The organism is Thermonema rossianum DSM 10300, from assembly GCF_000426825.1.
In the GTDB taxonomy this organism is placed as follows: Bacteria; Bacteroidota; Bacteroidia; order Cytophagales; family Thermonemataceae; genus Thermonema; species Thermonema rossianum.
Genome location: NZ_AUGC01000012.1, coordinates 75,504 through 101,175 on the forward strand (window position 1 = coordinate 75,504; position 25,672 = coordinate 101,175).

The following is a 25,672-nucleotide window of genomic DNA, read 5'->3' on the forward strand; positions in this document are numbered from 1 at the left end:
AAAATAAAAATGCTTAAAGCACAATCGTCTTTTCTTTCAATAGTGGCAGTGTGATGATGACTTCGGTGCCCTCGCCCAGTTGCGATTTTATTTCCACCTCGCCTTGCAGCTTTTGCACTACTTGCTTGATGATATAAAGTCCCAGTCCTGCTCCGCGGTTTTCTTCATTGCTTCGCTGAAACATGTGAAACAAATTCTGTTTTATGTTGTCGGCAATGCCCTTACCGTTGTCTTTGAACGAGAGTGTCCAAGTGTCTTGGTGGCACTCGATGGTAATGTGGATATGCGTTTCCTCTTTATGCAAATCCTGGTAACGTATGCTATTGGAAAGAAGATGGTAGAGCACGATACGGAGACGGTTTTCGTCGCTAACAAGCTCTTCGGGGCATCCATTTATGAAATGAATACGGAGGCGGTCAGCATGGGGCAGGCTTTGCAGTTGCTCGTAGCAGTCATACACAATTTGCTCTACATCTACATAGCCAAACTCCAGAGGTAGGTGCATGTTTCGGGAGAAATCTATCAAACTGTAGATGACTCGATCCAGCTTGGCCACACTTTTTTCTATGAGTTGAATGTAGTGCGTTTTTTCTTGGTCGGACACGGGCATGCGCAGCAGCTGCAGCAAGCCTAAAATTGAGCTGAGCGGGGCACGCAGGTCGTGTGAAGAGCGATAAATGAAAGTATCGAGCTCGTAATTGCTTTTTTCGAGGGCAAGACGCATCTTTTCTTGCTCTGTGACGTCGCGGGCAATGACCGTGACGCCTGTAATTTGGGATTCTTCGATAATGGGGTAAAAGGCTACTTCATAGTGAACAGTGCCTTTTTCCTTGAAATGCAAGCGGTGGGGAACTTCCTGCTTTTCGCCAAGGAATGTTTTTTGAATATGCTCAAGCCAGAAATTCAGCTCTTCTTTGGGAAATACACCGGATAGGGGCTGACCGGCGGCTTCACGAAGGGCAGGCTTAAAGTGATGTATCAAGTTTAAAAATGCCGTGTTATAAGTTTTGACATGCAACTTCCTGTCAACGGAAAATATGGGATTATGAGAACTTTCGATGAGTGCCAGCAGATTGGCTTTCTCTTCTTTCAATTGATTTTCGTAGCGTATTTTTTCAGTCAGGTTGTGCAGGTAGAAAAGTATTTCATAATAACCTTTGCCTTCTTGCTCATCTTCAGGGCTCAACACCACGTACTGACACTGAAACCACTCCCATTCGCCGGCTTGGTTTTTCAAGCGTACTTGTATGGGAGGATATTCGTTTTTTTGACTTATATCCTGAAAATAGGCGCGCACGGTAGGGAAGTCCTGTGGATGCACAAGCTCCATGAGTTTATCCGGGCTGTCAATGGCTTTTTCTTTAAAACCTAAAATATTAGGCTTATTGACATAACTGAAACGTATTTTTTGAAAGTCTTGTGTGTGTGCAACAATGATAATATCAGGTGAGTAGGCTGCCAGACGTTCGAAGCGTTGTTTGCTTATTTTCAGCAGGCGTTCATGGCGCTTGCGGTGGGTGATGTCTTGCTGAATGCCCAACACACCGATAACTGCCCCCTGTTCATCTAAAATAAGACTGTAGTTGCCCTCATAGGTAGCCACACTGCCATCGGCGAGCTCTTTGGAAAAGGTAAAGCGGCATTGCTTCTTTTCCAGGAGGGTAGCCAGGAAGTGCTCATAAATTTCGTTCGAAGGAAACAAGCACCGTAGCGGTTGTTTGATCAATCCTTCTTCCGGTTTTAAACGGTACTGTTCTGCCAAAGAACGGTTATGCTTGGTGATTGTCAGGGTCTCTTGCAGGTGACGAAGGACAGCTAAAGGCGGCGTTTGCAATTCGCTGCGCCAACGCAGGGGAGTGGGGGTAATGGCAAAGAAAATAGCCGAAAGCGCTTGGTTGAAAAACAGCTGAAGGAGCCGCGCGTTTTGTTTGAGCTCCTCTTCATATTTGGTATATTGCTTGTAAATAGAAGCCGTGCCAAGCACTTGTTGGATGGCACTGTGCAGGTCGATGTCTGCAAAAGAGCGTTGAATCAAATGAACCATGCGACTTGTTTGGCACAGCTGATGCAAGGCAGGGGTCAACGCCAGACTTACAAACAAAATGGGTACAGACAGCTCTTGCAACAGTTGTTGAAAATAAATATCATCTATGAAGGCATCGTCCCATTCGGCAATGATTAATTCCGGCTGATGACTTTCAAACACAGCTGCCCCTTGTTCAAAACTTTTATTTTTGGCTAAGACCACATAACCGAGAGATAACAGCCGCTCTTCCAATTCCATGGCTGAAACATGGTCATTGCTGATAAGTTGAATCAGGGGCTTTTGTCTTTGAATAATCATAATCAACCTACGATTGAGCAAATAAAGTAATAAAAAAAAGCATAACTTAAAATAAAGTTTTGATATGGTTGAGATAGAGAGAAAGTTTATTGTTGATAAAGAGGAAGTTGCAAATATTATTAGAAACAAAGAAGGGAAGGCAATCATTCAAGCCTACCTGACAGAAAGCACGGAAATAAGTGTAAGAGTGCGAAAAAAAGGCGATAAAGGTTTTTTAACTATCAAAGGGAAAAGCGAGGGCATCCGGCGGGTAGAGTTTGAATACGAAATACCGGCACAAGATGTGGAACAAATGCTTGCCGCAATGCCTTTGCCAAGAGTAGAAAAAACACGTTATGAAGTAGAATATGCCGGAAAATGTTGGGAAATAGATTGGTTTCACGGTGAAAACGAAGGCTTGGTATTGGCAGAAGTGGAACTTACACATGAAGCCGAGAGCATAGCAATACCTCCTTGGGTGAGCAAGGAGGTATCAAACGATGCCCGCTATTTTAACCAATACTTGGCATTTCATCCGTTTAAAACATGGGCTAATCGGTAGTGTAGTAGTTGCCTTTGTATTTTGATTCCCTTAATATTTTTTTGGCATCTTTTTCAGCCAACACTTGCTTAAGACTTAACTCCGGATGGCGTTCATGGTAACGGCGCACGATAAGATAGCCTGTCCATCGTCCTACTTCGCCGGGGCATTCTTTGCCTATGGGGTAGCAGAAAGGTGCCGGGTCCACATAGTCTTTCTTCACCAAGTGACTGGTTTCATAAAGCACGTTTTTGTCGATATAGTGCCGCCATATGGCCTGCTCGTTGGCCTGCAGGGTAAGCACCTGCTTTTCGGTATAGCCGAAAAGCGTGCTGTCGGGCAAGCAGGGCAACATGTTTTTAACAAAATAGAAGGCTTTGCCATAAAAAATCATATCGGCAAGCATGCTTTTGTCTTCGGGGTCTTCGTCAATAAAACGGGGCGCCAACATTTGCAGCACAAAAGGCACAATGGAGCCTCTATGATAGCGGCGTGCAATATAGAGCGGATAAGGAGGCTGAAAGCGGTATCCGGGTCCCATAAAAAACTCCATGCCTATGACTGCCATGTCGCCCGATACCATGAGGTCGGGGGTGCGGGTAACCGTGGCACCGCTACCGTAGCCGGTGAAGAAAGTGTAAATGACAGGCGGGGTGAAACCGGGAAAGTGATATTTCACTCGTTTGAAAGCTTCTTCAAACTCTTTTTTTAACCACTGCATGTCACCATAAGCCGCCTGCACCTCTTGGTACACGCTGTCCAAGGAAGGCGTATCGATGAGCCTGTAAAGCTCCTCAACCAAAAGGGAGTCACTGGGCCATCGTGAACGCAAAAAATAACGCTCTGCAAAGTCCGGATATTGCTCAAGCCACCGGGCTACTTCTTCTTTACTGCGGCAGGCAAAGAGGGTGCTGTCGGTGCGCACGATTTGCACCTGTACATCTATGTTTTCCGTATCCACATCGGGCAGACAGCCATTGTCTGTTTCATTGTCTGAGAAATCGCAGGCAAGCAGCACAAGCAAAAGCGATGCACTGAAAAGAATGGTATGCCATTGTAGGCGGCAGTTTATACGCATCATGTTTATAGTTTGCATTTTGAGCGTGAGCTTCGTTTGGTTTTTATATTCAAGCTGATGGCATTTAAGATACAAAAGGCAGCGCCAAGGTTCTACTGCACTCTGTTCGACAAGGGGCGGAATGATAAGTAAACCAATCTATCGGCTTACTTTTTTTAGACTTTAAAGTATTCCGGTTCGTTGCCTTCTTTCCATTTGATATTGCAGCCGATGCTGGGTATCTGTTCCTTGGGAATACTTCCCCCTTCACAGAGGGCGTGCAGCACCTTGCGCAGGTCTTCGCCCGTAGGCGGTATATTGTTACCCGGGCGGGAGGCATCGAACTGCCCACGATATACACATTTCAAACCGGCATCGAACACATTGATATCCGGTGTGCAGGCAGCAAAGTAGGCTTTGGCTACTTCTTGGCTTTCGTCAAAGAGGTAAGGAAACGGAAAACGGTGTTGTTGGGCAAACAACAGCATTTTGTCGGGGGCGTCGTCCGGATAGCGGCTCACGTCGTTGGCGTTGATGGCTACAAAACCGATGCCCTGTGGCATGAACTCTTGTGCCACTTCCACGAAAGCGTCTATCATGTGTTTTACATACGGACAATGGTTGCAGATGAAAGCCACCACCGTGCCTTTTTCGCCTTTCACGTCTTCGAGGGTGATGGTTTTACCGGAAATGACATCCGGCAAAGCAAAAGCAGGTGCTTCAAAGCCCAAAGGTATGGAGTAAGTAGGGGTTTTTGCCATGATTGATGGTTTTTTACTGCTTCTTTAAAACAAAGGTAAAACTATCTCATAAAAAAATAAATCCTTAGCTTTGTTCCCAAGTAAAGACTTATGAAACGCAGGTATTTCATTGAAATACAATACAAAGGCACTCAATACAGTGGATGGCAACGGCAGCCCAATGCCATCAGTGTTCAGCAAAAAATAGAAGAAGCCCTGAGTATTTTATTGCGGGCACCTACGACCATCACCGGCAGTGGGCGCACCGATGCGGGCGTGCATGCAAGGCAACAGTTTGCCCACTTCGATGCAGCTATTCCTTTCGACAAGCGCACTTTTCTGGGCAAAATGAATGGTCTTTTGCCCAAAGATATTGTCATCCGTGACCTGATAGAAGTCGATGCCAAAGCCCATGCCCGTTTCGATGCTTCACTTCGCACCTACGAGTACTGGGTATATACCACGCCCATGCCTTTTTTGCATGAGCTGGCCACTTATTATGCCTATCCGGCCGATGTGGAACAAATGAACCAATTGGCGCAAAGCTTGTTGTATCATACGAACTTTCGTTGCTTTGCAACGGGCAAAACAGAAGTGAAACATTACGACTGTCATATTTCAAAAGCGATTTGGGAGTGGAAGCCCTTGCCTTTAGCGGGCACACAGGCCCTTTGTTTTACCATCAGTGCCAATCGTTTTTTACGGGGCATGGTGCGCACCATAGTAGGCTCTTTGTGGGAGATAGGTGCCGGCAAACGCCCCGCAGAAGCGTGGTACGAAGCTTTACAAACCGGCGACCGCCGTTTGTTGGGCACTTCTGCTTTGCCCAATGGTCTTTATTTGACCGAAGTGCGTTATCCTTATTTGCCCGAAAAACAGATTTATCATCATGAGTGAAGAAAAACAAGCCCAATCGGGAAATGTATTTGACTGGTATATTGCCAAGCGGCTGTTTGCTTTTGCCAAGCCCTACAAAGGCGTATTTTGGGCAGTGGTAGCCCTTACCCTCACCTTGGCGGTATTGGGACCGGTGCGCCCTTATCTGGTGCAATATACCGTGGACCATTACATGGAAGCAGGCCAATACGAAGGCTTGCTGTGGATGGTGCTTCTGATGTTGTTGGTGTTGGCATTGCAAACCGCTGCCCAATATCTGCATACTTACTGGGCGGCATGGTTGGGACAAAGCATCATCCGTGATATACGTGTCCGGCTCTATCACCATATTTTGCGGCTGCGTCTTTCGTTTTTCGACAAAACGCCCATTGGCCGCCTTGTTACACGGGTGGTTTCCGACGTGCAAACACTTTCCGACGTATTTAGCCAAGGTTTGGCTGCCATGATTGCCGACGTGCTGCAGCTGCTGGCTATTTTGGCGGTAATGTTCTATACCGACTGGCGTCTGACTTTGGTGAGCCTTTCCATGTTGCCTTTGCTTCTGCTGAGTACTTACATTTTCAAAGAGAAGATAAAAGTAGCTTTTAAAGAGGTGCGCAATGCCGTGGCCAATCTTAATGCTTTCGTGCAAGAACACATCACGGGCATGAACATCGTGCAGATATTTGGCAGCGAAGAGCACGAGTTTGAAAAATTTAAAAAAATCAATGCCGAGCACCGGCGCGCCAACTTGAAATCGGTACTTTATTATAGCATCTACTTCCCCGTGGCTGAAGTCATAGGTGCCTTGGGCACTGCTTTGCTGGTATGGTACGGCGCAGGCGAGGTGGTGCAGCAAGAAGTATCGCTGGGTACACTCATTGCCTTCATGATGTATATTTCCCTTTTCTTCCGGCCCATACGTCTCATTGCCGACCGCTTCAATATATTACAAATGGGCATTGTCAGTGCAGAGCGTATTTTTAAACTGCTCGACAACCAAAACATGATTACCGACTCGGGCACTTACCGCCCCGAATCGTTGCGTGGTGAGGTGGTCTTCGACGATGTATGGTTTGCCTACAATCCCGGCGAATATGTGCTGAAAGGAATCAGCTTTGAAGTAAAGGCAGGCGAGACCGTAGCCATTGTAGGGGCAACAGGTGCCGGCAAAACTTCCATCATCAACTTGCTGAACCGCTTCTATGAAATTGAGCGCGGCAGCATTTTGGTCGATGGGGTGAATATTAAAGACTACGACGTGGAAGTGTTGCGGCGTCATATAGGCATGGTGCTGCAAGATGTATTTCTCTTTTCAGGCAGCATCCGCGACAATATCACGCTTTTCAATCCTGCCATTACCGACGGGCAAATATGGGAGGCTGCCGAGATGGTAGGCGCCAAAGCCTTCATCGAACGCTTGCCCGGGCAATTGGACTACAACGTGATGGAGCGGGGCGCCACGCTTTCGGTAGGGCAGCGCCAGTTGATTTCCTTCATTCGTGCCATGGTGTATCATCCCGAAATTATTGTGCTCGATGAAGCCACCTCTTCGGTAGATACTGAAACCGAAGAGCTGATTCAGGAAGCCATCGAAAAACTGATGAAAGGACGCACCGCCCTGGTGATTGCACACCGCCTTTCTACCATACAACATGCCGATAAAATTATTGTACTTGACAAAGGGCAAATTGTAGAAATCGGCGATCACGAAGAATTGCTTAAAAAAAATGGGCATTATGCCCGCCTTTACCGCATGCAATATATGGCGGCACGCGCTTGATATTCACTATTTTTTGTATCTTTAAGCGCTTGTGCATAACCTAAATATCAAAACTGGAAAACAGCATGATAAATTTAGTTTTATTCGGTCCGCCCGGCGCGGGGAAAGGTACTCAAAGCAAAAAGCTTATCGAGAAGTACGACTTGGTGCATATTTCAACCGGCGACCTTTTCAGAAAGCATTTGAGTGAAGGTACTCCTTTGGGTCAGTTGGCTCAAAAATACATGGACCAAGGCGAATTGGTGCCTGATCAAGTAGTGATTGATATGGTTGCCGATAAAATACGGGCGCATCAAGGTGCCAAAGGCTTTATTTTCGACGGCTTTCCGCGCACGGTGTCACAGGCAGAAGCCCTCGACGAGATGCTCAAAGAGTTCAACACCTCGGTAAGCGTTATGATTGCCTTGGAAGTGCCTGAAGAAGAGCTGAAAAAACGCTTGAAGAAGCGTGCCGAGCTGGAAGGACGTGTGGACGACCAAGACGAAGCCAAAATAAACAACCGCATCCGGGTGTACTTGGAAGAGACGCTTCCCGTAGCCGACTATTACGAAAAACAAGGCAAGCTGCGCAAAATTGACGGCGTAGGTGAGATAGAAGAAATCTTTGCCAAAATATGTGAAGCAGTAGAAGAAGCCCTGGTGCGCTCATAAGCCAATACAATCTGCACAAAGACAACATCATTGCCCTTTGCCACAAACAAAGGGCATTTTTATTATGCCCCGGGCGAGCTAAGCAAGTTTTTTCTTGTGAATCTTTACTTTAAGAACCAAAATAGACTCATTCAAAGATTAAATTGAATCTTTTTTAATTCCTTTCCTTTGCTTAAAAAAACTTTTTTAAAAAACACCTATTGACAAATACAAGCGCTTCATTGCAACGGCTCTTCCTTATATCTTTTGTTTTAGACAGATAGAAACACCCTGTCAAATAGCATCTTGCTTTTTGTGAAAGAGATAGCTTGTATTAAATTTGTATGCACTTGAAATGCATACACAAATCCTTAACCTAAAACATACACGCAGATGGCACTTGTAAAAATGGTGATGCCCAAGATGGGCGAAAGTATCATGGAAGGTACTATCATCAACTGGCTGAAAAAAGAAGGCGACCGCATCGAGCAAGACGAGTATATATTGGAAGTGGCCACCGATAAAGTAGATACCGAGGTGCCTGCTACCCATTCCGGCATTTTGAAACAAATTTTGGCAAAAGAAGGGGAGGTGGTACCCGTGGGGCAGCCCATTGCCATCATCGAAACCGAAGGCGAAGGCGACGAAACCACCGATGGTGGCGCAGGTGAAGCACAAGCTTTGAACGGCAGTGCCAAACAGGCAGAAGAAGCAGCACCGCAGGAAGTAGCTGTTTTGGAAGCCCAAATGACCGAAACCATTCAACTGCTCGACAAACCCCAAGACGGGCGCTTTTACTCTCCCTTGGTGATGAGCATTGCCAAGACCGAAGGCATTGGCATGGATGAGCTGGCGCGCATACCCGGCACCGGCAAAGACGGACGCGTAACTAAAGCCGACATCTTGGCTTATGTAGAACAGAAGAAAAAAGGCGCCGTGCAGCAACCGGCACAAACTACTGCCCCTGCTGCCGAGAAAAGCACGCCGGCAGCACAACCCGTGCAGTTGGCAGAGGGCATTACTGCCGACTTCTTCGCCAAAGTGCGCCCTTCGCAGCCTATTCCCGTGTATGAGGGCGATGAAATCATTGAGATGGACCGCATGCGCAAAATCATTGCTCAGCGCATGGTGGAATCCAAGCACATATCGCCCCACGTTACTTCTTTCGTAGAAGCCGACGTAACCAACCTGGTATATTGGCGCCGCAAAATCAAAGCCGAGTTTCAACAAAAAGAAAACGACACCATCACCTATATGCCTATGATTGTAGAGGCAGTGGTGAAGGCGCTTAAAGATTATCCCATGATGAATGTGTCGGTGGATGGGGATAAAATTATCAAACACAAAGACATCAACATAGGTATTGCCGTGGCACTGCCCAATGGCAACCTCATTGTGCCTGTATTGAAAAATGCCGACCGTTATAACATCGTGGGCTTGGCAAAAGCCATCAACGATTTGGCGCGCCGTGCCCGTGAAAACAAACTGAAACCCGACGAATTGACCGGTGGCACCTACACCATATCCAATGTGGGCTCGTTTGGCAATGTGATGGGAACCCCCATCATCATGCAACCGCAAGTGGGCATTTTGGCAATAGGTGCCATCCGCAAAAAACCGGCGGTGATTGAAACCCCCACCGGCGACATGATTGGTATCCGTCATATGGTCTTTCTGTCGCACTCTTACGACCACCGTGTGGTAGATGGCGCTCTGGGCGGTATGTTTGTGCGCCGGGTAGCCGACTATCTCGAAAACTTCAACCTCGAGCGTAAGCTGTACTAAACTGCTTGGTAAAAAATATCACAGGGTTGCTCTTTAAGATAAAGAAGGGCAGCCCTGTTTTTTTTGAAATCTTACTTGCTTAGTTGTTAATGTACGCTTAGAGGGGGTTTTTTTTCATTTCGAGCGCAAGCGAAAAATCTCTTTTGATTTTGTTACTTGATGCAATTGAGATTTCTCACTACGCTTCGCTCCGTTCGAAATGACAAGCTGCGCCTAAGTCCCCTTCAATAAAATATTTCCCAAAAAATTTGCTTTATGATTTCCGGCAGAAAAGCATATAACAAAGGGCACCCATGAGAGGGTGCCCTTTATGTGTTATGTGTGCAGCCATTCCGGCGGCTTGCCTTATTCCACCTCTATCATCATATTCACAGGCGGGGTATCTTGCCATATCGGTGTTTGCCGTGGCACTTGCCGGCGCTGAGCAGCCGGGAAACTGCCATTGAGCAAATAATTGATGGCAGCTGCCAGCGAAGCTTCTTGCGGGTCGCCAAAGTCATGCGTGAGGTCGTCATCACTCAGGTGGTCGGGCACAAAACCGTTATAATAATCCGACTCATCGTTGGCATTGCGGCTTTCGAAGATGATGGGCAGAAATGCGTAGTTGAGATGGGTAAAGACCGCCGAGCCTACGTTCTTACCGGCGGTGGTGTCGCCCACCAGTTTCACTTCCATAAATGGGCGCAGCCCGTTTATAATCAACTCGCTGGCAGAAGCCGTAGAGCCGGTGCCAATGACTACCAGGCGGCTGAGGTTGAGGCGGGCAGCTTTTTCTTCGAAAGAACGCTCTTTGTTGTTGGCGCTGTTCTTTTGATTATACACCTGTTTCATAAACACCTTGCCTATGGCAGCAGAAGGTGCCAGCAGGCTGCCCAAGTGTTGGGCTGTGGCCACATCGCCACCGCCGTTGTAGCGCAAATCCAATATCAGTTCTTGCACGCCTTCGTTTTTCAAATAATTGAAAGTTTGATCCAATAAGGGACCGGCATCACTCAAAAAGACATTGAAGCACACATAACCAATCTTCACGCCGTTGGTGTCTATTACCTTCGTGGCTACTATGGGATTGATGTCGAGTAGCTCACTGGTCATGGTAATGCTTTCTTCGGTGCCGCTGTCTCTTTTTTTCACCTTCATCGTGCTGGTTTCCGTGAAGCTGAGGCCGGTGTTAGGGTCAGGCACTTGCCCGTTCACCTCCAGGATGATGTCGCCGCGTTGCAAGCCGGCACGTGCCGCAGGGCTGTTGGCATACACATAAGCAACGCGCAGTTGATTGTTGGCATCCCATTTCAAGCCGAAGCCGAAGGCCTTGCGCTGTCCCGATTGCAGGTAAGCCAAAAATTCGGGACCGTTGTCGTAGAGCACACTCCAGCGGTCGCGCGGTTTGTAGCGCAAATCTTCCAACAGCTGATGCGGGTCGGTATAGGTGCGCCAATCCACGCGGGGCATTTGGTCGTTCCAAAGATAATAGAGGTCCATCACTTCCCACACAAATTGAGTGATGGGCATGACGCTTTCTTGCCGGCGGCAGGCAGTCAACAGCAGCACAGAAGTCAAAAGACTGATTAGAAGTCGTTTCATTATGATTTGCTTTTTTCTTGAATGCTTTACGGAAACAGCTTCGTAACCGTTGTTTTTTGCTAAATTTAGCAAAAAATTGAGCTCTATGCAGATGAGAAAATTTTGGTGCGCTTGTCTTTGTGTGCTATTGCTGGCCGCCTGTGGAGGCGAAGTGGAGTATGTGCCCAAGCCCAAAGGTTACAACCGCATTGATTTACCCGAGCATGAATACCAACCATTGCCCGATACTTTCCCTTACTTCTTTGAGTATTCGAAACATGCCATCATTCGCCCCGACAGCTCGTGGATGGCAGAGCCCTATTGGATTCACATCATTTATCCGCAGTTTGGCTATGCCGAAGTGCAGGTTACTTACAAAGACATTAGCGACAGCACCGAAAAGAAGCTCATGGAGTTAATCAACGACTCTTATCATCTTACATCCAAACACCAAATCAAGGCATACTCTATTGAAGAAACGGTTTTCAAAAATGCCTTGGGGCAGAAGGCGGCCGTATTTGAACTAAGCGGCGAAGTGCCCAGCCAGTTTCAGTTTTACACTACCGATTCCGTGCGCCACTTTTTGCGTGGAGCCTTGTATTTCCGTACGGCCACTAAAAACGACTCTTTGGCACCGGTTATCGATTTTATCAAGAAAGACATCATCCATATGCTCAACACCGCCCGCTGGAACGACAGCCTGCCTGCCAAAAAGTAGTAAGATTTTCTTGCTAAATCTTTTTTCTTGTCTTAATATTTGGGAACATTGGACAATTAAAAAATAAAAAATACCTTGAAAGTCTGTGTTCCCAAAGAATTGGCGGAGCGTGAACGAAGAGTAGCGCTTACGCCCGAAATCGTGCAAAAGCTCTGCAAAGCGGGCTTTGAGGTGCACGTAGAGCAAGGCGCCGGCGCCGGCTCTTTCATCAGCGATGAGGCATATCAAGCAGCCGGTGCACATATTGAAGCCAATAGAGAGGCGTTGTACGCGCAAGCCGACGTCGTACTGAAGGTAAATGCACCCGACCCCGGCGAAGTTGCCCGGATGCGTGAAGGTGCCGTGCTCATCTCTTTTATGTATCCCTATACCAACCCGCCGTTGGTAGAAGCCTGTCTGCAAAAGAAAATTACGGCTTTTGCCATGGATGCCATCCCGCGCATTTCGCGTGCACAGAAAATGGATGCGCTCAGCTCACAAGCCAACTTGGCGGGTTACAAAGCCGTGATTATGGGGGCAGACGCGCTGGGTAAAATCTTCCCCTTGATGATGACTGCGGCAGGCACCATCACCCCCGCACGCGTGCTTATCTTCGGCGCCGGGGTAGCCGGCTTGCAAGCCATAGCCACCGCCAAACGGCTGGGAGCAGTGGTAGAAGTGACCGACGTGCGTCCCGAAACCAAAGAACAAGTGGAATCATTGGGCGGGCGCTTCCTTGAAGTGGAAGCCGAAGGCGTGAAAACCGAAGGCGGCTATGCACGTGAAGTGTCGGAAGAGTTTCTGCAGAAACAAAAAGAACTCATCAGCCGTCGCATCAAAGAAGCCGACTTGGTGATTACGACCGCTTTGGTCATAGGCAAACGCGCGCCCCTGCTGGTAACCGAAGAAATGGTGCAATCGATGAAAGCCGGCTCGGTGATTGTGGATATGGCAGTGGCTTCGGGCGGAAACTGTGCCTTGAGCGAAAAAGACAAGACCGTGGTGAAGCACGGCGTCACCATCATTGGTGAGTCGAACCTGCCCTCTTTGGTGCCTGTGAACGCCAGCGAGCTATATGCCCGCAACATCTATGAGTTTTTGACCCACTTGGCCACACCCGAAGGCTTTAAACTGGAAATGGAAGAGGAAATCACCGCCAAGAGCATCATCACTCACAATGGGGAGCTGCTGCATGCTTTGACCAAAGAAATCCTTCAGAAAAACTAAAAGCAAAAATTCTATGGATACGCAAACACTCATTACACTTTTATATGTGCTCATATTGGCAACATTTGTCGGTTTTGAGCTGATAACCAAAGTGCCGCCTACCTTGCACACCCCGCTCATGTCCGGTTCCAATGCCATCTCGGGCATTACCATTGTGGGGGCTATATTGGCAACAGGACCCGAACCCGGAAATTTTGCCATTTCCAAGATATTGGGCATTGCTGCTTTGCTGTTTGCCACTATCAATGTGGTAGGGGGCTATGCCGTGACCGACCGTATGTTGCAGATGTTTAAGAAAAAGAAAAAATAAGCCATGACAAACCGTGAACTCATCATTGCACTGGGCTATTTGGTTGCCAGTGTGTTGTTTATATTGGGCATTAAATTACTGGGCAAGCCTTCCACGGCGCGGCGCGGCAACCTCTACTCTGCCGTGGGCATGCTCATTGCCGTGGGGGTTACCCTCATGCACCAAAATATACTAAGCTGGACCGAAATCTTCGCCACTATTTTGGTGGGCAGTGCCATCGGTTTGATTGCTGCCAAGCGTGTAGAGATGACACAGATGCCCGAAATGGTTGCGCTGTTCAACGGCTTTGGTGGTGCCGCTTCCATGTTTGTGGCTACCTCTGAGCAGTGGCATGTGGCCATAGAGCAGGGGGGCAGTCCCGAACTCATCACTGCCATTACCACTGTGATTAGTATCATCATTGGTGCCATCACGCTCACCGGCTCACTCATTGCCTACGGCAAGTTGAGCGGCAAAGTAAGCGGCAAAGCCATCGTATTCAGCGGGCAGCACCTGCTTAATTTGGTGTTGGCATTGGCAATGGTGGGGGCAGCTGTGTGGAGCATACAGGCACCTGCCAATGTGGTACCCTTACTGCTCATGCTGGGCATTGCGCTGCTCTTGGGGGTGCTGACGGTCATCCCTATTGGCGGAGCCGATATGCCGGTAGTCGTTTCCTTGCTCAACTCTTATTCCGGAATTGCGGCATGTGCCACCGGCTTCGTACTCAACAACCAGGTGCTTATCATTGCAGGTGCGTTGGTGGGGGCTTCCGGGCTCATCCTTACCCAAATTATGTGCAAAGCCATGAACCGCTCGTTGGTGAATGTGTTGCTGGGAGGCTTCGGACAAACCGGTGGTTCCGGTAGTGGCGCAGGCAGCAGCGATATGGTGGTGAAAGAAGTGCATCCCGAAGAAGCCGCTATGTTGTTCGACGGTGCCTCTTCGGTAATCATCGTGCCCGGCTACGGTATGGCGGTAGCGCAGGCACAACACGTGGTGCGTGAGTTGATGGAGCTGCTCGAAAAGCGGGGGATTGATGTGAAATTTGCCATACACCCGGTGGCAGGCCGCATGCCCGGACACATGAACGTGCTCTTGGCAGAAGCCAACGTGCCTTATGACAAACTGGTAGAGATGGAGCAAATCAACGACGAATTTGCCAATACCGATGTGGTGCTGGTCATTGGTGCCAACGACGTGGTGAACCCCGCTGCCCTCAAAGACCCCAACAGCCCCATCTACGGCATGCCTATCCTGAACGCTTATCAAGCCAAGACCGTCATTGTGTGCAAGCGCAGCATGAACCCCGGCTATGCAGGCATCGAAAACGAGCTTTTTGGTTATCCCAATACGCTGATGATGTTTGGCGATGCCAAAAAAACCATCACCGAAGTGGTGAACGAGCTAAAAGAAAATGCTTGATAGCAAAAACATAGCAAGCAAGGGCAGTCATCGAAGGCTGCCCTTTTTTATTATCCCCGTCACGAACAATTTCCTTGAGCAGGGCGTTTCAGAATAAAACGAAAGTCATGCGCCCTTCTGTTATTTGGACTACCCTCTTGCTTCTGCTCTTTGTCTTCTTGCTTCCTTTTTCATGGGCAACGAGAATAGTATTTTTCATTTTCGGCGTATCGCCCCTTTTCATCATACACATGGTTTATGACGTATTGAAAAACGGCAAAGCACCCCTGCATACTTTTGAAGAACGATGGTATTGCGACTACCGGCATGAATAATATTGACAATCAGATGCTTTAGCTTTTTTGCGTTTGGCTTTCGTGAAGTAGATTCGTATTTTTGTACTCTCAATTTTTATTATCATAAATGGCAATTTAAGTATGGCAACAACTCAAGACAACCTGAAGTACAAGGTAAAAGACATTAACTTAGCAGACTGGGGAAGAAAGGAAATCCATTTGGCAGAGGCAGAAATGCCCGGCTTGATGGCCATCCGTGAGGAATATCGCGATAAAAAACCCTTGAAGGGCGCCCGCATTGCCGGCTGTTTGCATATGACCATCCAAACTGCCGTGTTGATTGAAACACTCGTAGAACTCGGCGCAGAAGTTGCCTGGTCTTCTTGTAATATATTTTCTACCCAAGACCATGCGGCAGCGGCTATTGCTGCCCGGGGCATTCCCGTATTCGCATGGAAAGGCATGACCGAAGAGGAATATATCTGGTGTATCAAGCAAACCCTCTTTGCCTTTGAAGGCGGCAAGCCTCTGAATATGATTCTGGATGATGGTGGTGACCTGACCAATCTCGTATTGGACGAATACCCTGAATTGGTGAAAGACATTCGCGGCATTTCGGAAGAAACCACTACGGGTGTGCATCGTCTTTACGAGCGTATGAAAAAAGGCACCCTGCCCGTGCCTGCCATCAACGTGAACGACTCGGTAACCAAATCGAAGTTTGACAACCGTTATGGCTGCCGCGAATCGTTGGTAGATGCCATCCGTCGTGCTACGGACGTGATGCTGGCCGGAAAGGTGGCAGTAGTAGCCGGTTACGGCGACGTAGGAAAAGGCTCGGCACAATCGCTGCGCAGCCAGGGCGTGCGTGTGATTGTAACGGAGATAGATCCCATTTGCGCGCTGCAAGCCTGTATGGACGGTTATCAAGTCATGCGTATGGATGACGCCATCCCCCAAGCCGACATCATAGTAACTGCCACCGGCAACCGCGACATCGTGGTAGGGCGTCACTTCAAGATGATGAAAGACAAGGCCATTGTCTGCAATATCGGGCACTTCGATAATGAAATAGATGTGGCTTGGCTCAAGAAAAACTATGGGCATACCCGTGTGAACATCAAGCCGCAGGTGGACATGTACAATGTGGACGGCAAAGAAATTATCTTACTTGCCGAAGGCCGTCTGGTGAACTTGGGCTGTGCTACCGGACACCCCTCGTTCGTGATGTCTTGTTCATTCACCAACCAGGTGTTGGCGCAAATAGAATTGTGGAACAACCACGAGAAATACGAAAACAAAGTGTATATTCTGCCCAAGCACTTGGATGAAAAAGTGGCCCGTTTGCATTTGGGCAAGCTGGGCGCCCAGCTCGATACCCTCACCCCCGAGCAAGCCGAATACATTGGCGTGCCCGTAGAAGGTCCTTTCAAACCGGAGCATTACCGTTATTAATACGGTCTATAAAGCATAAACAAGAGTGTTGGCTTCCCGGAAGCCACACTCTTTTCTTTTCCTATCTTGTGTGCATACCTTATTTCCCTTCGACGCTCACCCCATAAAAGCCTTGTGTCCTATGAACCAAATAGAACTAAAATCAACCGGCAAACAAACCCTTGACGACCGCCCCGTGTACACTGCAGCCGAAGCCATCGAGGCTTCGAAAAAATACTTTGGCGGTGATGAACTGGCAGCCAGTGTGTGGGTCAACAAATATGCATTGAAAGACTCTTTTGGCAGAATCTACGAGCTTACGCCCGACGACATGCACCGGCGCATGGCAAAAGAGATTCACCGCATTGAACTGAAATATCCCAACCCCCTTTCCGAAGAAGAAATTTATCAGCTGCTCAAGGACTTCCGCTATATCGTGCCCCAAGGCGGTCCCATGACCGGTATTGGCAATCCTTTTCAAATAGCATCTCTTTCTAACTGCTTTGTCATTGGGCATAACGGACCCGGTGATTCCTATGGCGGTATCTTGAAAATAGACGAGGAGCAAATCCAATTGATGAAGCGGCGCGGTGGTGTAGGGCATGACCTCTCTCATATACGCCCCAAGGGCTCACCCGTGATGAACAGCGCCCTGACCTCGACCGGCGTGGTGCCTTTCATGGAACGCTATTCCAACTCTACCCGCGAAGTGGCACAAGACGGACGGCGTGGCGCTTTGATGCTCACCATTTCTATCAAGCACCCCGACGCCGAAGCCTTCATTGATGCCAAACTGGATGGCACCAAAGTAACCGGTGCCAATGTGTCGGTGAAAATAGACGACGACTTCATGCGGGCAGTCAAAGAAGGCAAGCCCTATGTGCAGCAGTTCCCCATAGACAGCCCCGAGCCCCGCTTCAAAAAAGAAATAGATGCCCGCAAGCTGTGGAAAAAAATCATTCATAATGCATGGAAGTCGGCAGAGCCGGGCGTTTTGTTCTGGGATACTGTCTTGTGGGAGTCGGTGCCTGACTGCTATGCTGACTTGGGTTTCCGTACCGTATCGACCAACCCCTGTGGCGAAATACCTCTCTGCCCCTATGACAGCTGCCGCCTGTTGGCTATCAACCTGTTCAGCTACGTAGAAAAACCCTTTACCGAAGAAGCCTATTTCAATTGGGACAAGTTCAAAGAGCACGCGCAACTTGCCTTGCGCATCATGGACGACATCGTGGATTTGGAACTGGAAAAAATAGACCAAATCATAGCCAAAATAGAGAACGACCCCGAAGATTTGGAAATTAAGGAGCGGGAGTTGCGTTTGTGGCATAAAATACGCGAAAAGTGCATACAAGGGCGTCGCACCGGCGTGGGCATCACGGCTGAAGGCGATATGCTGGCGGCTTTGGGCTACCGTTACGGCAGCGATGAAGCCATTGATTTCTCCGTTCAGGTACACAAAACACTGGCTCTTGAGGCTTATCGCTCGTCGGTGAAGCTGGCACAAGAGCGTGGGGCATTTCCCATTTATGACGCTGCACGCGAAGAAAATAACCCCTTCATCAAGCGTTTGCGTGAGGCAGACCCCGCTCTTTATGAAGAGATGTGCCGGCACGGGCGTCGCAATATTGCGCTGTTGACTATTGCGCCTACCGGCACCACCAGCATCATGACACAGACCACTTCGGGTATCGAGCCTGTCTTTTTGGTGTCTTACAAACGCCGCCGCAAAGTGAACCCCAACGATAAAAATGTGCGGGTCGATTTTGTCGATGAAGTAGGGGATGCATGGGAAGAGTACCATGTATTCCATCATAAATTTGCAGACTGGCTCAAGATAAAAGGCTATGACCCCGAAGAAGTAGCCAAGCTGCCCTATGAAGAACTGGAAGCCATCATCAAGCAATCGCCTTACTATAAATCTACAGCCAACGACATAGACTGGGTGGCAAAGGTGAAGATGCAGGGGGCTATTCAAAAGTGGGTGGACCACTCTATTAGCGTGACGGTGAACATCCCCGAAGAAACCTCTGAGGAGATGGTAGCCAAAATCTACATGACCGGTTGGGAAGCCGGATGCAAAGGCATCACCGTGTACCGCGAAGGCTCGCGCTCGGGTGTGCTTGTGTCAGACAAGAAGAAAAAAGAAGACGCTCAAAATACAGAGTTCAAAAACACCAATGCGCCCAAGCGCCCCAAAGTGCTGGAAGCCGACGTGATTCAGTTCAAAAACAACGACGAAGATTGGGTAGCCGTGGTGGGCTTGCTCAACGGGCGCCCCTATGAAATATTCACCGGGCGTGCCGAAGATTCTTTCTCTATTCTGTCGCAGGTAAGCAAAGGTTGGGTGATTAAAAACCGCACCGGGGAAGGGCGTTCGCGCTACGATTTTCAATACATAGACAAAGACGGCTACCGGGTAACCATCGAAGGCTTGTCGCGCACCTTCAATAAAGAATATTGGAACTATGCCAAGTTGATTTCCGGAGTGTTGCGCCATGGCATGCCCATCGAATACGTGGTGGATATGGTCAATGACCTGCACCTGAACGACGAAAGCCTGAATACTTGGAAAAACGGCGTGGTGCGTGCACTCAAACGTTATATTCCGGACGGCACGGTGCCCGCAGACAATGAGTGTCCCAACTGTGGCGACAACGCACTGGTCTATGAAGAGGGCTGCCTTAACTGCAAGAGCTGTGGCATGAGCCAATGCTCATAAGGCAGTGCATAAGCTTCGATAAAATAAAAAACACAGGGCGATGCCGCTTTTCCGGCATCGCTTTTTTTATCGCTTACTTGTAGCGGAGAAAGCAGAGTTTATCATTTCGAACGGAGCGCAGCGGGGCGTGTCACTTCGAAGCGAACGCAGTGAGACGTCTCGTCAAGTCAAGTATCTCTTTAAGGCAAGAGGTTTCTCGCTTACGCTCGAAATGATGAAGGGGGGTGGCGAAATGACACGAAGAGAAAGCACGAAAAGACAAAACAAGAAAAAGCATTTTTTCACTTTAAAAAACAAACAGCCTGAACAGCTTTTTGAATTTGTGCCAACTCTTTAGCTGCCGTATATTTGGCACAACGACACCTTTTCTTTCACCCTTCAATTTCTTGTGATTTATGACACATCGCGACCAAGCTATTTTCGACCTTATAGCCAAAGAAGAAAACCGCCAAAAGAGCGGTATTGAGCTCATTGCTTCCGAAAACTTCGTTTCGGAGCAGGTGATGCAAGCCATGGGCAGCGTGCTCACCAACAAGTACGCCGAAGGCTTGCCTTACAAGCGCTACTACGGAGGTTGCCAATTTGTAGATGAAGTAGAAACCTTAGCCATCGAGCGCGCCAAGCAATTGTTCAAGGCTACTTGGGTGAATGTGCAGCCGCATTCCGGCGCACAAGCCAATGCCGCCGTGATGCTGGCAGTACTCAAGCCCGGCGACAAAATTCTGGGCTTCGACTTGGCACACGGAGGGCACCTGACACACGGCTCGCCCGTCAACTTTTCCGGCAAGCTCTATCAGCCTTCATTTTATGGGGTAGAACCCGAAACCGGACGCATCAACTGGGACAAAGTAGAGGAAATTGCGCATAAAGAGCGTCCCAAGCTCATCATATGCGGTGCTTCGGCTTATTCGCGCGACTGGGACTATGCCCGCTTGCGTGCCATTGCCGACAGTGTAGGGGCTTTGTTGTTGGCAGACATTTCGCACCCGGCCGGTTTGATTGCCCGTGGCCTGCTCAACGACCCGCTCGAGCATTGCCATATTGTGACCACCACCACACACAAAACCCTGCGGGGACCACGTGGGGGCATGATTATGCTGCGTCATGACTTTGAAAACCCCTTCGGCATCAAAGACAAGAAAGGCAACCTGCGTATGATGTCATCGCTGCTCGACAGTGCTGTGTTCCCCGGCACCCAAGGCGGACCGCTCGAGCATGTGATTGCAGCCAAAGCGGTGGCTTTCCATGAAGCCCTCACCGATGAATATGCTGCCTACGTGCAGCGTGTGCGCGACAACGCACAAGCCATGGCAGCCGCTTTTGTGAAAAGAGGATACGAAATCATTTCCGGCGGCACAGACAATCACCTCATGCTCATAGACCTGCGCAACAAAGGCATTACCGGCAAGAAAGCAGAAGAAACCTTGGGCAAAGCCGATATTACCGTGAATAAAAACATGGTGCCTTTCGATACCCAATCGCCTTTTGTGACCTCGGGCATACGGGTGGGCACAGCTGCCATCACCACCCGCGGTTTGCGTACCGAACATATGGAGCAAATTGTGGATTGGATAGACCGCAGCCTGCAAAATGCAGACAACGACGCAGCACTTGAGCAAATCAAACAAGAAGTGCATACTTTCATGCAGCAGTTCCCGCTGTTCAGCTGGTAAATAAATGGCACATGCACCAAGGCGCCATATCTGGTGCCTTGGTGTCGATTTCGCATTCCTCCTTCTCATTTCAAGCGCCTTGCCCTTGTCGTTTCAACTCCCCTTTGTCATTTCGAGCGCAAGCGAGAAATCTCTTTGTTTTTTGTGGCTTGGTTTGACGAGATTTCTCACCTCACTACGTGAGGTTCGAAATGACACTCTACACTTACGCTCCGTTCGAAATGACAAGCTGTGTTCGGTTGGAGATGACACTTTACGCTTCATTCGTTCGAGATGGCAAGCTATGTTTTCGCAGTCACTGTGCTCTGTTATCAAGGGCTCTCTTGTCATTTCGAGCGTTAGCGAGAAATCTCTGTTGCTTCTTGTGGCTTTGGTGCGATGAGATTTGAGATTTCTCACTCGCTTCGCTCGTTCGAGATGGCAAGCTGCCTTTTGTCCTGCCCTTTTGAGCACAGCCGGAAAAAAGTAACTGCTTTGCCGCTCCCGGAGCCTGTAATTGTAAATTCCTGCTGTAGCATGTAGATTTGCTTTTTCAAAATAAAGAGCATGACCGATGGCAAAGCCTGTGGATGACAAAGAAATGAGTTTCATAGACCACCTCGAAGAACTGCGCTGGCACTTGATTCGCTCGCTGGTGGCGATTCTGGTGTTTACGGTGGTGGCTTTTATTTACAAGGACTTCTTTTTTGGTAAGATAGTGCTGGGACCCACACGCCTTGACTTCTGGACTTACCGCAAACTGTGTGAACTGGGGCAGCTCATAGAATCACCGGCGCTTTGCTTCGATAAATTGAACTTTACCCTGCAGAGCCGCAAAATGGCAGGGCAGTTTCTCATGCACTTGACTTCTTCCTTTGTCATTGGTTTAATCATTGCATTTCCTTATGTGTTTTGGGAACTGTGGCGCTTTGTGCAGCCCGGCTTATATGAAAATGAACGCCGGGTAACCACCGGGGTGGTATTGGTAGTTTCTTTCTTGTTCCTTACAGGTGCCCTTTTCGGCTATTATATTCTCACCCCCATTTCGGTGCAGTTCTTGGCTAACTACACCCTTGACCCCTCTATTATCAACGAGTTCGATATTATTTCTTATGTGTCCACCATGCTCACCTTGGTGCTGGGTTGTGCCTTGCTGTTTCAACTGCCCATATTGGTCTATTTCCTTGCCAAGGCGGGCATCGTGAGTGCGCAAAGCATGAAAGCCTACCGGCGGCATGCCATCGTGGTTATCTTCGTGGTGGCAGCCATCATTACGCCTGCCGATGTTTTCAGTCAAATTATTGTGGCTTTGCCGCTGATTTTACTCTATGAAATCAGTATCTTCATTGCGGGCTTCGTAAAGAAGAAAGAAGAACGGCAAGAAGCATTGCAAAAGCGTGATGCCTGAAAAAACCTGATTGCCGGCGAGCGTGTTTAAGCGGAAGGCAACATAAAACAAAGCAATGGAGCAGTTTATTCGTGTGAGTGGTGCCCGTGTGCACAACCTGAAAAATATTGACATTGACATTCCCCGTTTCCGTTTGGTGGTGATTACCGGCGTAAGCGGCAGCGGCAAATCCTCTTTGGTCTTCGATACCCTCTATGCCGAAGGGCAACGCCGCTATCTGGAGAGTTTTGCCTCTTATGCCCGCAATTTTCTGGGCACGCTTGAGCGCCCCGATGTGGACAGCATCGAAGGGCTCAGCCCGGTGATTGCCATAGAACAGAAGACAACTTCACGCAACCCGCGCTCTACGGTAGGCACCACCACCGAAATATATGATTACTTGCGCCTGTTGTATGCCCGTGCTGCCGAAGCCTACTCTTATGTGACCGGCAAGAAGATGGTGCGGCAGTCCGAGGACCAAATCACCAATTCTATACTGGAGCGCTTTGCCGGACAAAAAATACAGCTGCTTGCCCCTTTGGTGCGGGGGCGCAAAGGGCACTACCGAGAACTGTTCAAGAAGCTTGAAAAAAGTGGCTACACCAAAGTGCGTGTAGATGGCGAAGTGCGCGACATAGAGCCCAAGATGCAGCTCGACCGCTATAAAATCCACGATATAGAGCTGGTCATTGACCGTCTGCGTCCCAAAGCAGAGGACCGCCACCGCTTGACACAGTCAGTGCGCAAAGCCCTCAAAGAGGGCAACGGTCTGCTGCTGGTCATCGACGAGGCGGGCAAGCCTTTCTTTTATTCCAAGCGCCTGATGTGTCCCGACTCGGGCATTGCCTATGACGACCCGGCACCCAATATGTTTTCGTTCAACTCGCCTTATGGGGCTTGTCCCAAATGCGAAGGCTTGGGTGTGATAGAACACATTCCGCGCGAAGCCATCTTTCCCGACCCGGACCTGAGCATTAAACTGGGCGCCATTGCCCCGCTGGGCGAATACCGCGACATATGGATTTTCAAAAAAATAGCCGGCATACTCAAACAACACGGCTATAAGCTGACGACCCCCGTCAAAAAACTACCCGAAGAAGTCATCAATATCTTGCTTTATGGTTCAAAAGAAAAGATAGCGGTGCCGTCAAAAAAATATCCCGGTGAAGAGTGGGAAACCGACTTCGAAGGCATCATTCCTTTCTTGGAACGCCAATTGCAAGAAGGAACCACCAAAATACGCGACTTCGTCGGTGAGTTTGTAGTGAGCGAGCCCTGCCCTGAATGTCAAGGCGCACGCCTCAAAAAAGAATCCTTGTATTTCAAAATAGACGGCAAGAACATAGCCGAAGTGGCCGCCATGGACCTGCATCAACTGGATGCATGGCTAAGCCAATTGCCCGGACGCCTGAACCCCACGCAGCGTCTCATTGCCGGAGAAGTACTCAAAGAAATCAGCAAGCGTGTGCACTTCCTCTTGGATGTGGGGCTGTATTACCTCACCCTTGACCGCCCCATGCGCACACTGTCGGGCGGTGAAGCCCAGCGCATCCGCCTTGCCACCCAAATAGGCACCCAACTGACGGGCGTCCTTTACCTGCTCGACGAGCCCAGCATCGGTTTGCACCAGCGCGACAACGAAAAGCTCATTCGTGCTTTGGAAGCCCTGCGCGACATAGGCAACTCGGTCATTGTGGTAGAACACGACAAAGACATGATGCTGGTAGCCGATCATCTCATAGACATAGGCCCGGGCGCCGGGCGCCATGGAGGACGAGTGGTGGCGCAGGGTAGCCCCCAAGAAGTAATGGACAACCCGCGCAGTGCCACGGCGCTCTATTTAAAAGGCGAGCGGCAAATAGAAGTGCCGGCCAAGCGCCGGCGTGGCAATGGCAAAATGTTGATACTGAAAGGCGCACGTGGACATAACCTCAAAGACATCACCGTGCGCTTCCCGCTGGGCACCATGATAGGCATCACGGGTGTGTCAGGCTCCGGCAAGTCAAGCCTTATTCATCATACACTGTTTCCTATTTTGCGCAAGCACTTCTACCGCTCACAGCGCGACCCGCTGCCCTACGACAGCATCGAGGGCTTGGAGCATATCGACAAGGTCATAGAAATAGACCAAGCGCCCATCGGACGTACGCCGCGTTCCAATCCGGCAACTTACACGGGTGTATTTACCCATATACGCAACTTGTTTAAAGACCTGCCCGAAGCCAAAATACGCGGCTATAAAGCCGGGCGTTTCTCTTTCAATGTAAAAGGGGGACGCTGCGAAGCCTGTGGGGGCGCCGGCGTGAAAACCATCGAAATGGAGTTCTTGCCCGACGTGCAGGTGCTTTGCGATGTGTGCAAAGGCAAGCGCTACAACCGCGAAACACTCGAAGTGCGATACAAGGGCAAATCCATTGCCGACGTGCTGGATATGACCATAGAAGAAGCCGCCACCTTTTTTGAAAACCACCCACAGATAGCCCGCTACTTGACTGTGCTCAACGAAGTGGGGCTGGGCTACCTTACCTTGGGGCAGCCGGCCACCACCTTGTCGGGCGGTGAAGCGCAGCGCATCAAGCTGGCAACGGAGCTGGCGCGCAAAAGCACCGGCAACACCTTTTATATTCTCGACGAGCCTACTACCGGCCTGCACTTTCAAGACATTGAGCGCCTGCTCGATTTCCTCAACCGCCTGGTGGAACAAGGCAATACGGTGCTTATCATAGAGCACAATCTGGATGTCATCAAAGTATGCGACCACCTGATAGACTTGGGTCCGGAAGGTGGCGCACAAGGCGGAACCATCGTCTGTGAGGGTACCCCCGAAGAGGTGGCGGCTCATCCGCACAGCCATACGGGGCGCTTCTTGCGCATGGAACTGAAACAAGGACAGTTTGCCGGCAAGTAAGCAATAGGAGTGGGGGGAGGCAGGCGCTTTCCTTTTGGATACTGCCGTTGTTGCCTCTTTTTAGTTTGTTCTTTGCCCTTTCTATTCCCCCTTTGTCATTTCAAGCGCTTTCTCTTTGTCCTTTCGAGCACCCTCTTTGTCATTTCGAGCGTAGCGAGAAATCTATTTTGTGTTTTAAGGCTTGATGGGTTTGAGATTGAGATTTCTCATTCGCTGCGCCCGTTCAAGATGGCAGACAGCGGGAGATTCGGGATGACAAGCTGTGATTTGTAGCGTTTGAGTAATACGAAGTGAAGGCTGTCGAAAGTATCTTTTTTGTAGGTATGCACAAACATTTTTCTTTTCCCTTTAAACCTTTTGTC

At 49.2% G+C, this 25,672-nt stretch carries 21 protein-coding genes; 16 read left to right on the plus strand and 5 right to left on the minus strand.

Annotation, left to right across the window (positions count from 1 at the left end; genetic code table 11):
• Nucleotides 1–13: 13 nt before the first annotated feature.
• Nucleotides 14–2,344 (minus strand): ATP-binding protein, encoded by a 2,331-nt coding sequence (locus K384_RS09445; protein ID WP_038031717.1) that lies wholly within the window; start codon nucleotides 2,342–2,344, stop codon nucleotides 14–16.
• 64 nt (nucleotides 2,345–2,408) lie between these two features.
• Here K384_RS09445 and K384_RS09450 point away from each other — a divergent pair, with 64 nt between their 5' ends.
• Nucleotides 2,409–2,885 (plus strand): CYTH domain-containing protein, encoded by a 477-nt coding sequence (locus tag K384_RS09450; RefSeq protein ID WP_038031719.1) that lies wholly within the window; start codon nucleotides 2,409–2,411, stop codon nucleotides 2,883–2,885.
• Here the strand turns inward: K384_RS09450 and gldB are convergent.
• Nucleotides 2,875–3,945: a gliding motility lipoprotein GldB gene (gene gldB / locus K384_RS09455; RefSeq protein WP_157630119.1), complete on the minus strand. Its 1,071-nt coding sequence runs from the start codon at nucleotides 3,943–3,945 to the stop codon at nucleotides 2,875–2,877. The two genes, K384_RS09450 and gldB, sit on opposite strands and share 11 nt — an antisense overlap.
• Nucleotides 3,946–4,097: 152 nt before the next feature.
• Entirely contained in the window at nucleotides 4,098–4,682 is a 585-nt protein-coding gene (locus K384_RS09460) for a thioredoxin family protein (RefSeq protein WP_038031720.1), read from the minus strand.
• A 90-nt stretch (nucleotides 4,683–4,772) separates the two neighbouring features.
• On the opposite strand from K384_RS09460, the gene truA reads away from it, so the two are divergent.
• From truA to K384_RS09480, 4 genes are all read left to right on the plus strand, one after another.
• The gene (gene truA / locus K384_RS09465; RefSeq protein ID WP_038031721.1) at nucleotides 4,773–5,558 is read left to right on the plus strand and encodes a tRNA pseudouridine(38-40) synthase TruA; all 786 of its coding nucleotides are present in this window, start codon (nucleotides 4,773–4,775) and stop codon (nucleotides 5,556–5,558) included.
• Nucleotides 5,551–7,320 (plus strand): ABC transporter ATP-binding protein, encoded by a 1,770-nt coding sequence (locus K384_RS09470; RefSeq protein WP_038031724.1) that lies wholly within the window; start codon nucleotides 5,551–5,553, stop codon nucleotides 7,318–7,320. The genes truA and K384_RS09470 overlap by 8 nt, the downstream gene beginning before the upstream one ends.
• 65 nt (nucleotides 7,321–7,385) lie before the next feature.
• Nucleotides 7,386–7,970, plus strand: coding sequence for an adenylate kinase (locus tag K384_RS09475; protein ID WP_038031725.1), 585 nt, complete (start codon nucleotides 7,386–7,388; stop codon nucleotides 7,968–7,970).
• A 372-nt stretch (nucleotides 7,971–8,342) separates the two neighbouring features.
• Nucleotides 8,343–9,734: a dihydrolipoamide acetyltransferase family protein gene (locus tag K384_RS09480; protein ID WP_038031726.1), complete on the plus strand. Its 1,392-nt coding sequence runs from the start codon at nucleotides 8,343–8,345 to the stop codon at nucleotides 9,732–9,734.
• A 345-nt stretch (nucleotides 9,735–10,079) separates the two neighbouring features.
• On the opposite strand, the gene K384_RS09485 is transcribed toward K384_RS09480, so the two are convergent.
• Nucleotides 10,080–11,315, minus strand: a complete 1,236-nt coding sequence (locus tag K384_RS09485) for a S41 family peptidase (protein WP_084147187.1) — start codon at nucleotides 11,313–11,315, stop codon at nucleotides 10,080–10,082.
• Between the two features lie 91 nt (nucleotides 11,316–11,406).
• Here K384_RS09485 and gldD point away from each other — a divergent pair, with 91 nt between their 5' ends.
• From gldD to uvrA, 11 genes are all read left to right on the plus strand, one after another.
• Nucleotides 11,407–12,012, plus strand: a complete 606-nt coding sequence (gldD, locus tag K384_RS09490) for a gliding motility lipoprotein GldD (protein WP_038031795.1) — start codon at nucleotides 11,407–11,409, stop codon at nucleotides 12,010–12,012.
• 75 nt (nucleotides 12,013–12,087) lie between these two features.
• Nucleotides 12,088–13,218 carry a Re/Si-specific NAD(P)(+) transhydrogenase subunit alpha gene (locus K384_RS09495; RefSeq protein ID WP_038031729.1) on the plus strand — a complete coding sequence of 377 codons (1,131 nt, stop codon included), beginning with the start codon at nucleotides 12,088–12,090 and terminating at the stop codon, nucleotides 13,216–13,218.
• A 13-nt stretch (nucleotides 13,219–13,231) separates the two neighbouring features.
• Entirely contained in the window at nucleotides 13,232–13,528 is a 297-nt protein-coding gene (locus K384_RS09500; protein ID WP_038031730.1) for an NAD(P) transhydrogenase subunit alpha, read from the plus strand.
• Between the two features lie 3 nt (nucleotides 13,529–13,531).
• Entirely contained in the window at nucleotides 13,532–14,932 is a 1,401-nt protein-coding gene (locus tag K384_RS09505; RefSeq protein ID WP_038031732.1) for an NAD(P)(+) transhydrogenase (Re/Si-specific) subunit beta, read from the plus strand.
• 107 nt (nucleotides 14,933–15,039) lie between these two features.
• Complete coding sequence (locus K384_RS09510) at nucleotides 15,040–15,246, plus strand: hypothetical protein (protein WP_038031734.1); 207 nt, start codon at nucleotides 15,040–15,042, stop codon at nucleotides 15,244–15,246.
• A gap of 102 nt (nucleotides 15,247–15,348) precedes the next feature.
• Nucleotides 15,349–16,662 (plus strand): adenosylhomocysteinase, encoded by a 1,314-nt coding sequence (gene ahcY, locus K384_RS09515; RefSeq protein WP_038031735.1) that lies wholly within the window; start codon nucleotides 15,349–15,351, stop codon nucleotides 16,660–16,662.
• 121 nt (nucleotides 16,663–16,783) lie between these two features.
• Nucleotides 16,784–19,363 carry an adenosylcobalamin-dependent ribonucleoside-diphosphate reductase gene (locus K384_RS09520; RefSeq protein WP_038031736.1) on the plus strand — a complete coding sequence of 860 codons (2,580 nt, stop codon included), beginning with the start codon at nucleotides 16,784–16,786 and terminating at the stop codon, nucleotides 19,361–19,363.
• 40 nt (nucleotides 19,364–19,403) lie between these two features.
• Nucleotides 19,404–19,700, plus strand: a complete 297-nt coding sequence (locus tag K384_RS09525) for a hypothetical protein (RefSeq protein WP_038031738.1) — start codon at nucleotides 19,404–19,406, stop codon at nucleotides 19,698–19,700.
• Between the two features lie 58 nt (nucleotides 19,701–19,758).
• Nucleotides 19,759–21,036, plus strand: a complete 1,278-nt coding sequence (locus K384_RS09530; protein ID WP_038031739.1) for a serine hydroxymethyltransferase — start codon at nucleotides 19,759–19,761, stop codon at nucleotides 21,034–21,036.
• A 553-nt stretch (nucleotides 21,037–21,589) separates the two neighbouring features.
• The gene (tatC, locus tag K384_RS09535; RefSeq protein ID WP_038031741.1) at nucleotides 21,590–22,423 is read left to right on the plus strand and encodes a twin-arginine translocase subunit TatC; all 834 of its coding nucleotides are present in this window, start codon (nucleotides 21,590–21,592) and stop codon (nucleotides 22,421–22,423) included.
• Nucleotides 22,424–22,478: 55 nt separating this feature from the next.
• The gene (uvrA, locus tag K384_RS09540; RefSeq protein WP_038031744.1) at nucleotides 22,479–25,310 is read left to right on the plus strand and encodes an excinuclease ABC subunit UvrA; all 2,832 of its coding nucleotides are present in this window, start codon (nucleotides 22,479–22,481) and stop codon (nucleotides 25,308–25,310) included.
• A gap of 206 nt (nucleotides 25,311–25,516) precedes the next feature.
• On the opposite strand, the gene K384_RS13975 is transcribed toward uvrA, so the two are convergent.
• Complete coding sequence (locus tag K384_RS13975) at nucleotides 25,517–25,639, minus strand: hypothetical protein (RefSeq protein ID WP_262509243.1); 123 nt, start codon at nucleotides 25,637–25,639, stop codon at nucleotides 25,517–25,519.
• Nucleotides 25,640–25,672: the final 33 nt, after the last annotated feature.

Bases quoted from the DNA above. Each gene is read 5' to 3' on its own strand.
- K384_RS09445 (WP_038031717.1), bottom strand. From the start codon at position 2,344: ATGATTATTCAAAGACAAAAGCCCCTGATTCAACTTATCAGCAATGAC.
- K384_RS09450 (WP_038031719.1), top strand. From the start codon at position 2,409: ATGGTTGAGATAGAGAGAAAGTTTATTGTTGATAAAGAGGAAGTTGCA.
- gldB (WP_157630119.1), bottom strand. From the start codon at position 3,945: ATGATGCGTATAAACTGCCGCCTACAATGGCATACCATTCTTTTCAGT.
- K384_RS09460 (WP_038031720.1), bottom strand. From the start codon at position 4,682: ATGGCAAAAACCCCTACTTACTCCATACCTTTGGGCTTTGAAGCACCT.
- truA (WP_038031721.1), top strand. From the start codon at position 4,773: ATGAAACGCAGGTATTTCATTGAAATACAATACAAAGGCACTCAATAC.
- K384_RS09470 (WP_038031724.1), top strand. From the start codon at position 5,551: ATGAGTGAAGAAAAACAAGCCCAATCGGGAAATGTATTTGACTGGTAT.
- K384_RS09475 (WP_038031725.1), top strand. From the start codon at position 7,386: ATGATAAATTTAGTTTTATTCGGTCCGCCCGGCGCGGGGAAAGGTACT.
- K384_RS09480 (WP_038031726.1), top strand. From the start codon at position 8,343: ATGGCACTTGTAAAAATGGTGATGCCCAAGATGGGCGAAAGTATCATG.
- K384_RS09485 (WP_084147187.1), bottom strand. From the start codon at position 11,315: ATGAAACGACTTCTAATCAGTCTTTTGACTTCTGTGCTGCTGTTGACT.
- gldD (WP_038031795.1), top strand. From the start codon at position 11,407: ATGAGAAAATTTTGGTGCGCTTGTCTTTGTGTGCTATTGCTGGCCGCC.
- K384_RS09500 (WP_038031730.1), top strand. From the start codon at position 13,232: ATGGATACGCAAACACTCATTACACTTTTATATGTGCTCATATTGGCA.
- K384_RS09505 (WP_038031732.1), top strand. From the start codon at position 13,532: ATGACAAACCGTGAACTCATCATTGCACTGGGCTATTTGGTTGCCAGT.
- K384_RS09510 (WP_038031734.1), top strand. From the start codon at position 15,040: ATGCGCCCTTCTGTTATTTGGACTACCCTCTTGCTTCTGCTCTTTGTC.
- ahcY (WP_038031735.1), top strand. From the start codon at position 15,349: ATGGCAACAACTCAAGACAACCTGAAGTACAAGGTAAAAGACATTAAC.
- K384_RS09520 (WP_038031736.1), top strand. From the start codon at position 16,784: ATGAACCAAATAGAACTAAAATCAACCGGCAAACAAACCCTTGACGAC.
- K384_RS09525 (WP_038031738.1), top strand. From the start codon at position 19,404: ATGCCGCTTTTCCGGCATCGCTTTTTTTATCGCTTACTTGTAGCGGAG.
- K384_RS09530 (WP_038031739.1), top strand. From the start codon at position 19,759: ATGACACATCGCGACCAAGCTATTTTCGACCTTATAGCCAAAGAAGAA.
- tatC (WP_038031741.1), top strand. From the start codon at position 21,590: ATGGCAAAGCCTGTGGATGACAAAGAAATGAGTTTCATAGACCACCTC.
- uvrA (WP_038031744.1), top strand. From the start codon at position 22,479: ATGGAGCAGTTTATTCGTGTGAGTGGTGCCCGTGTGCACAACCTGAAA.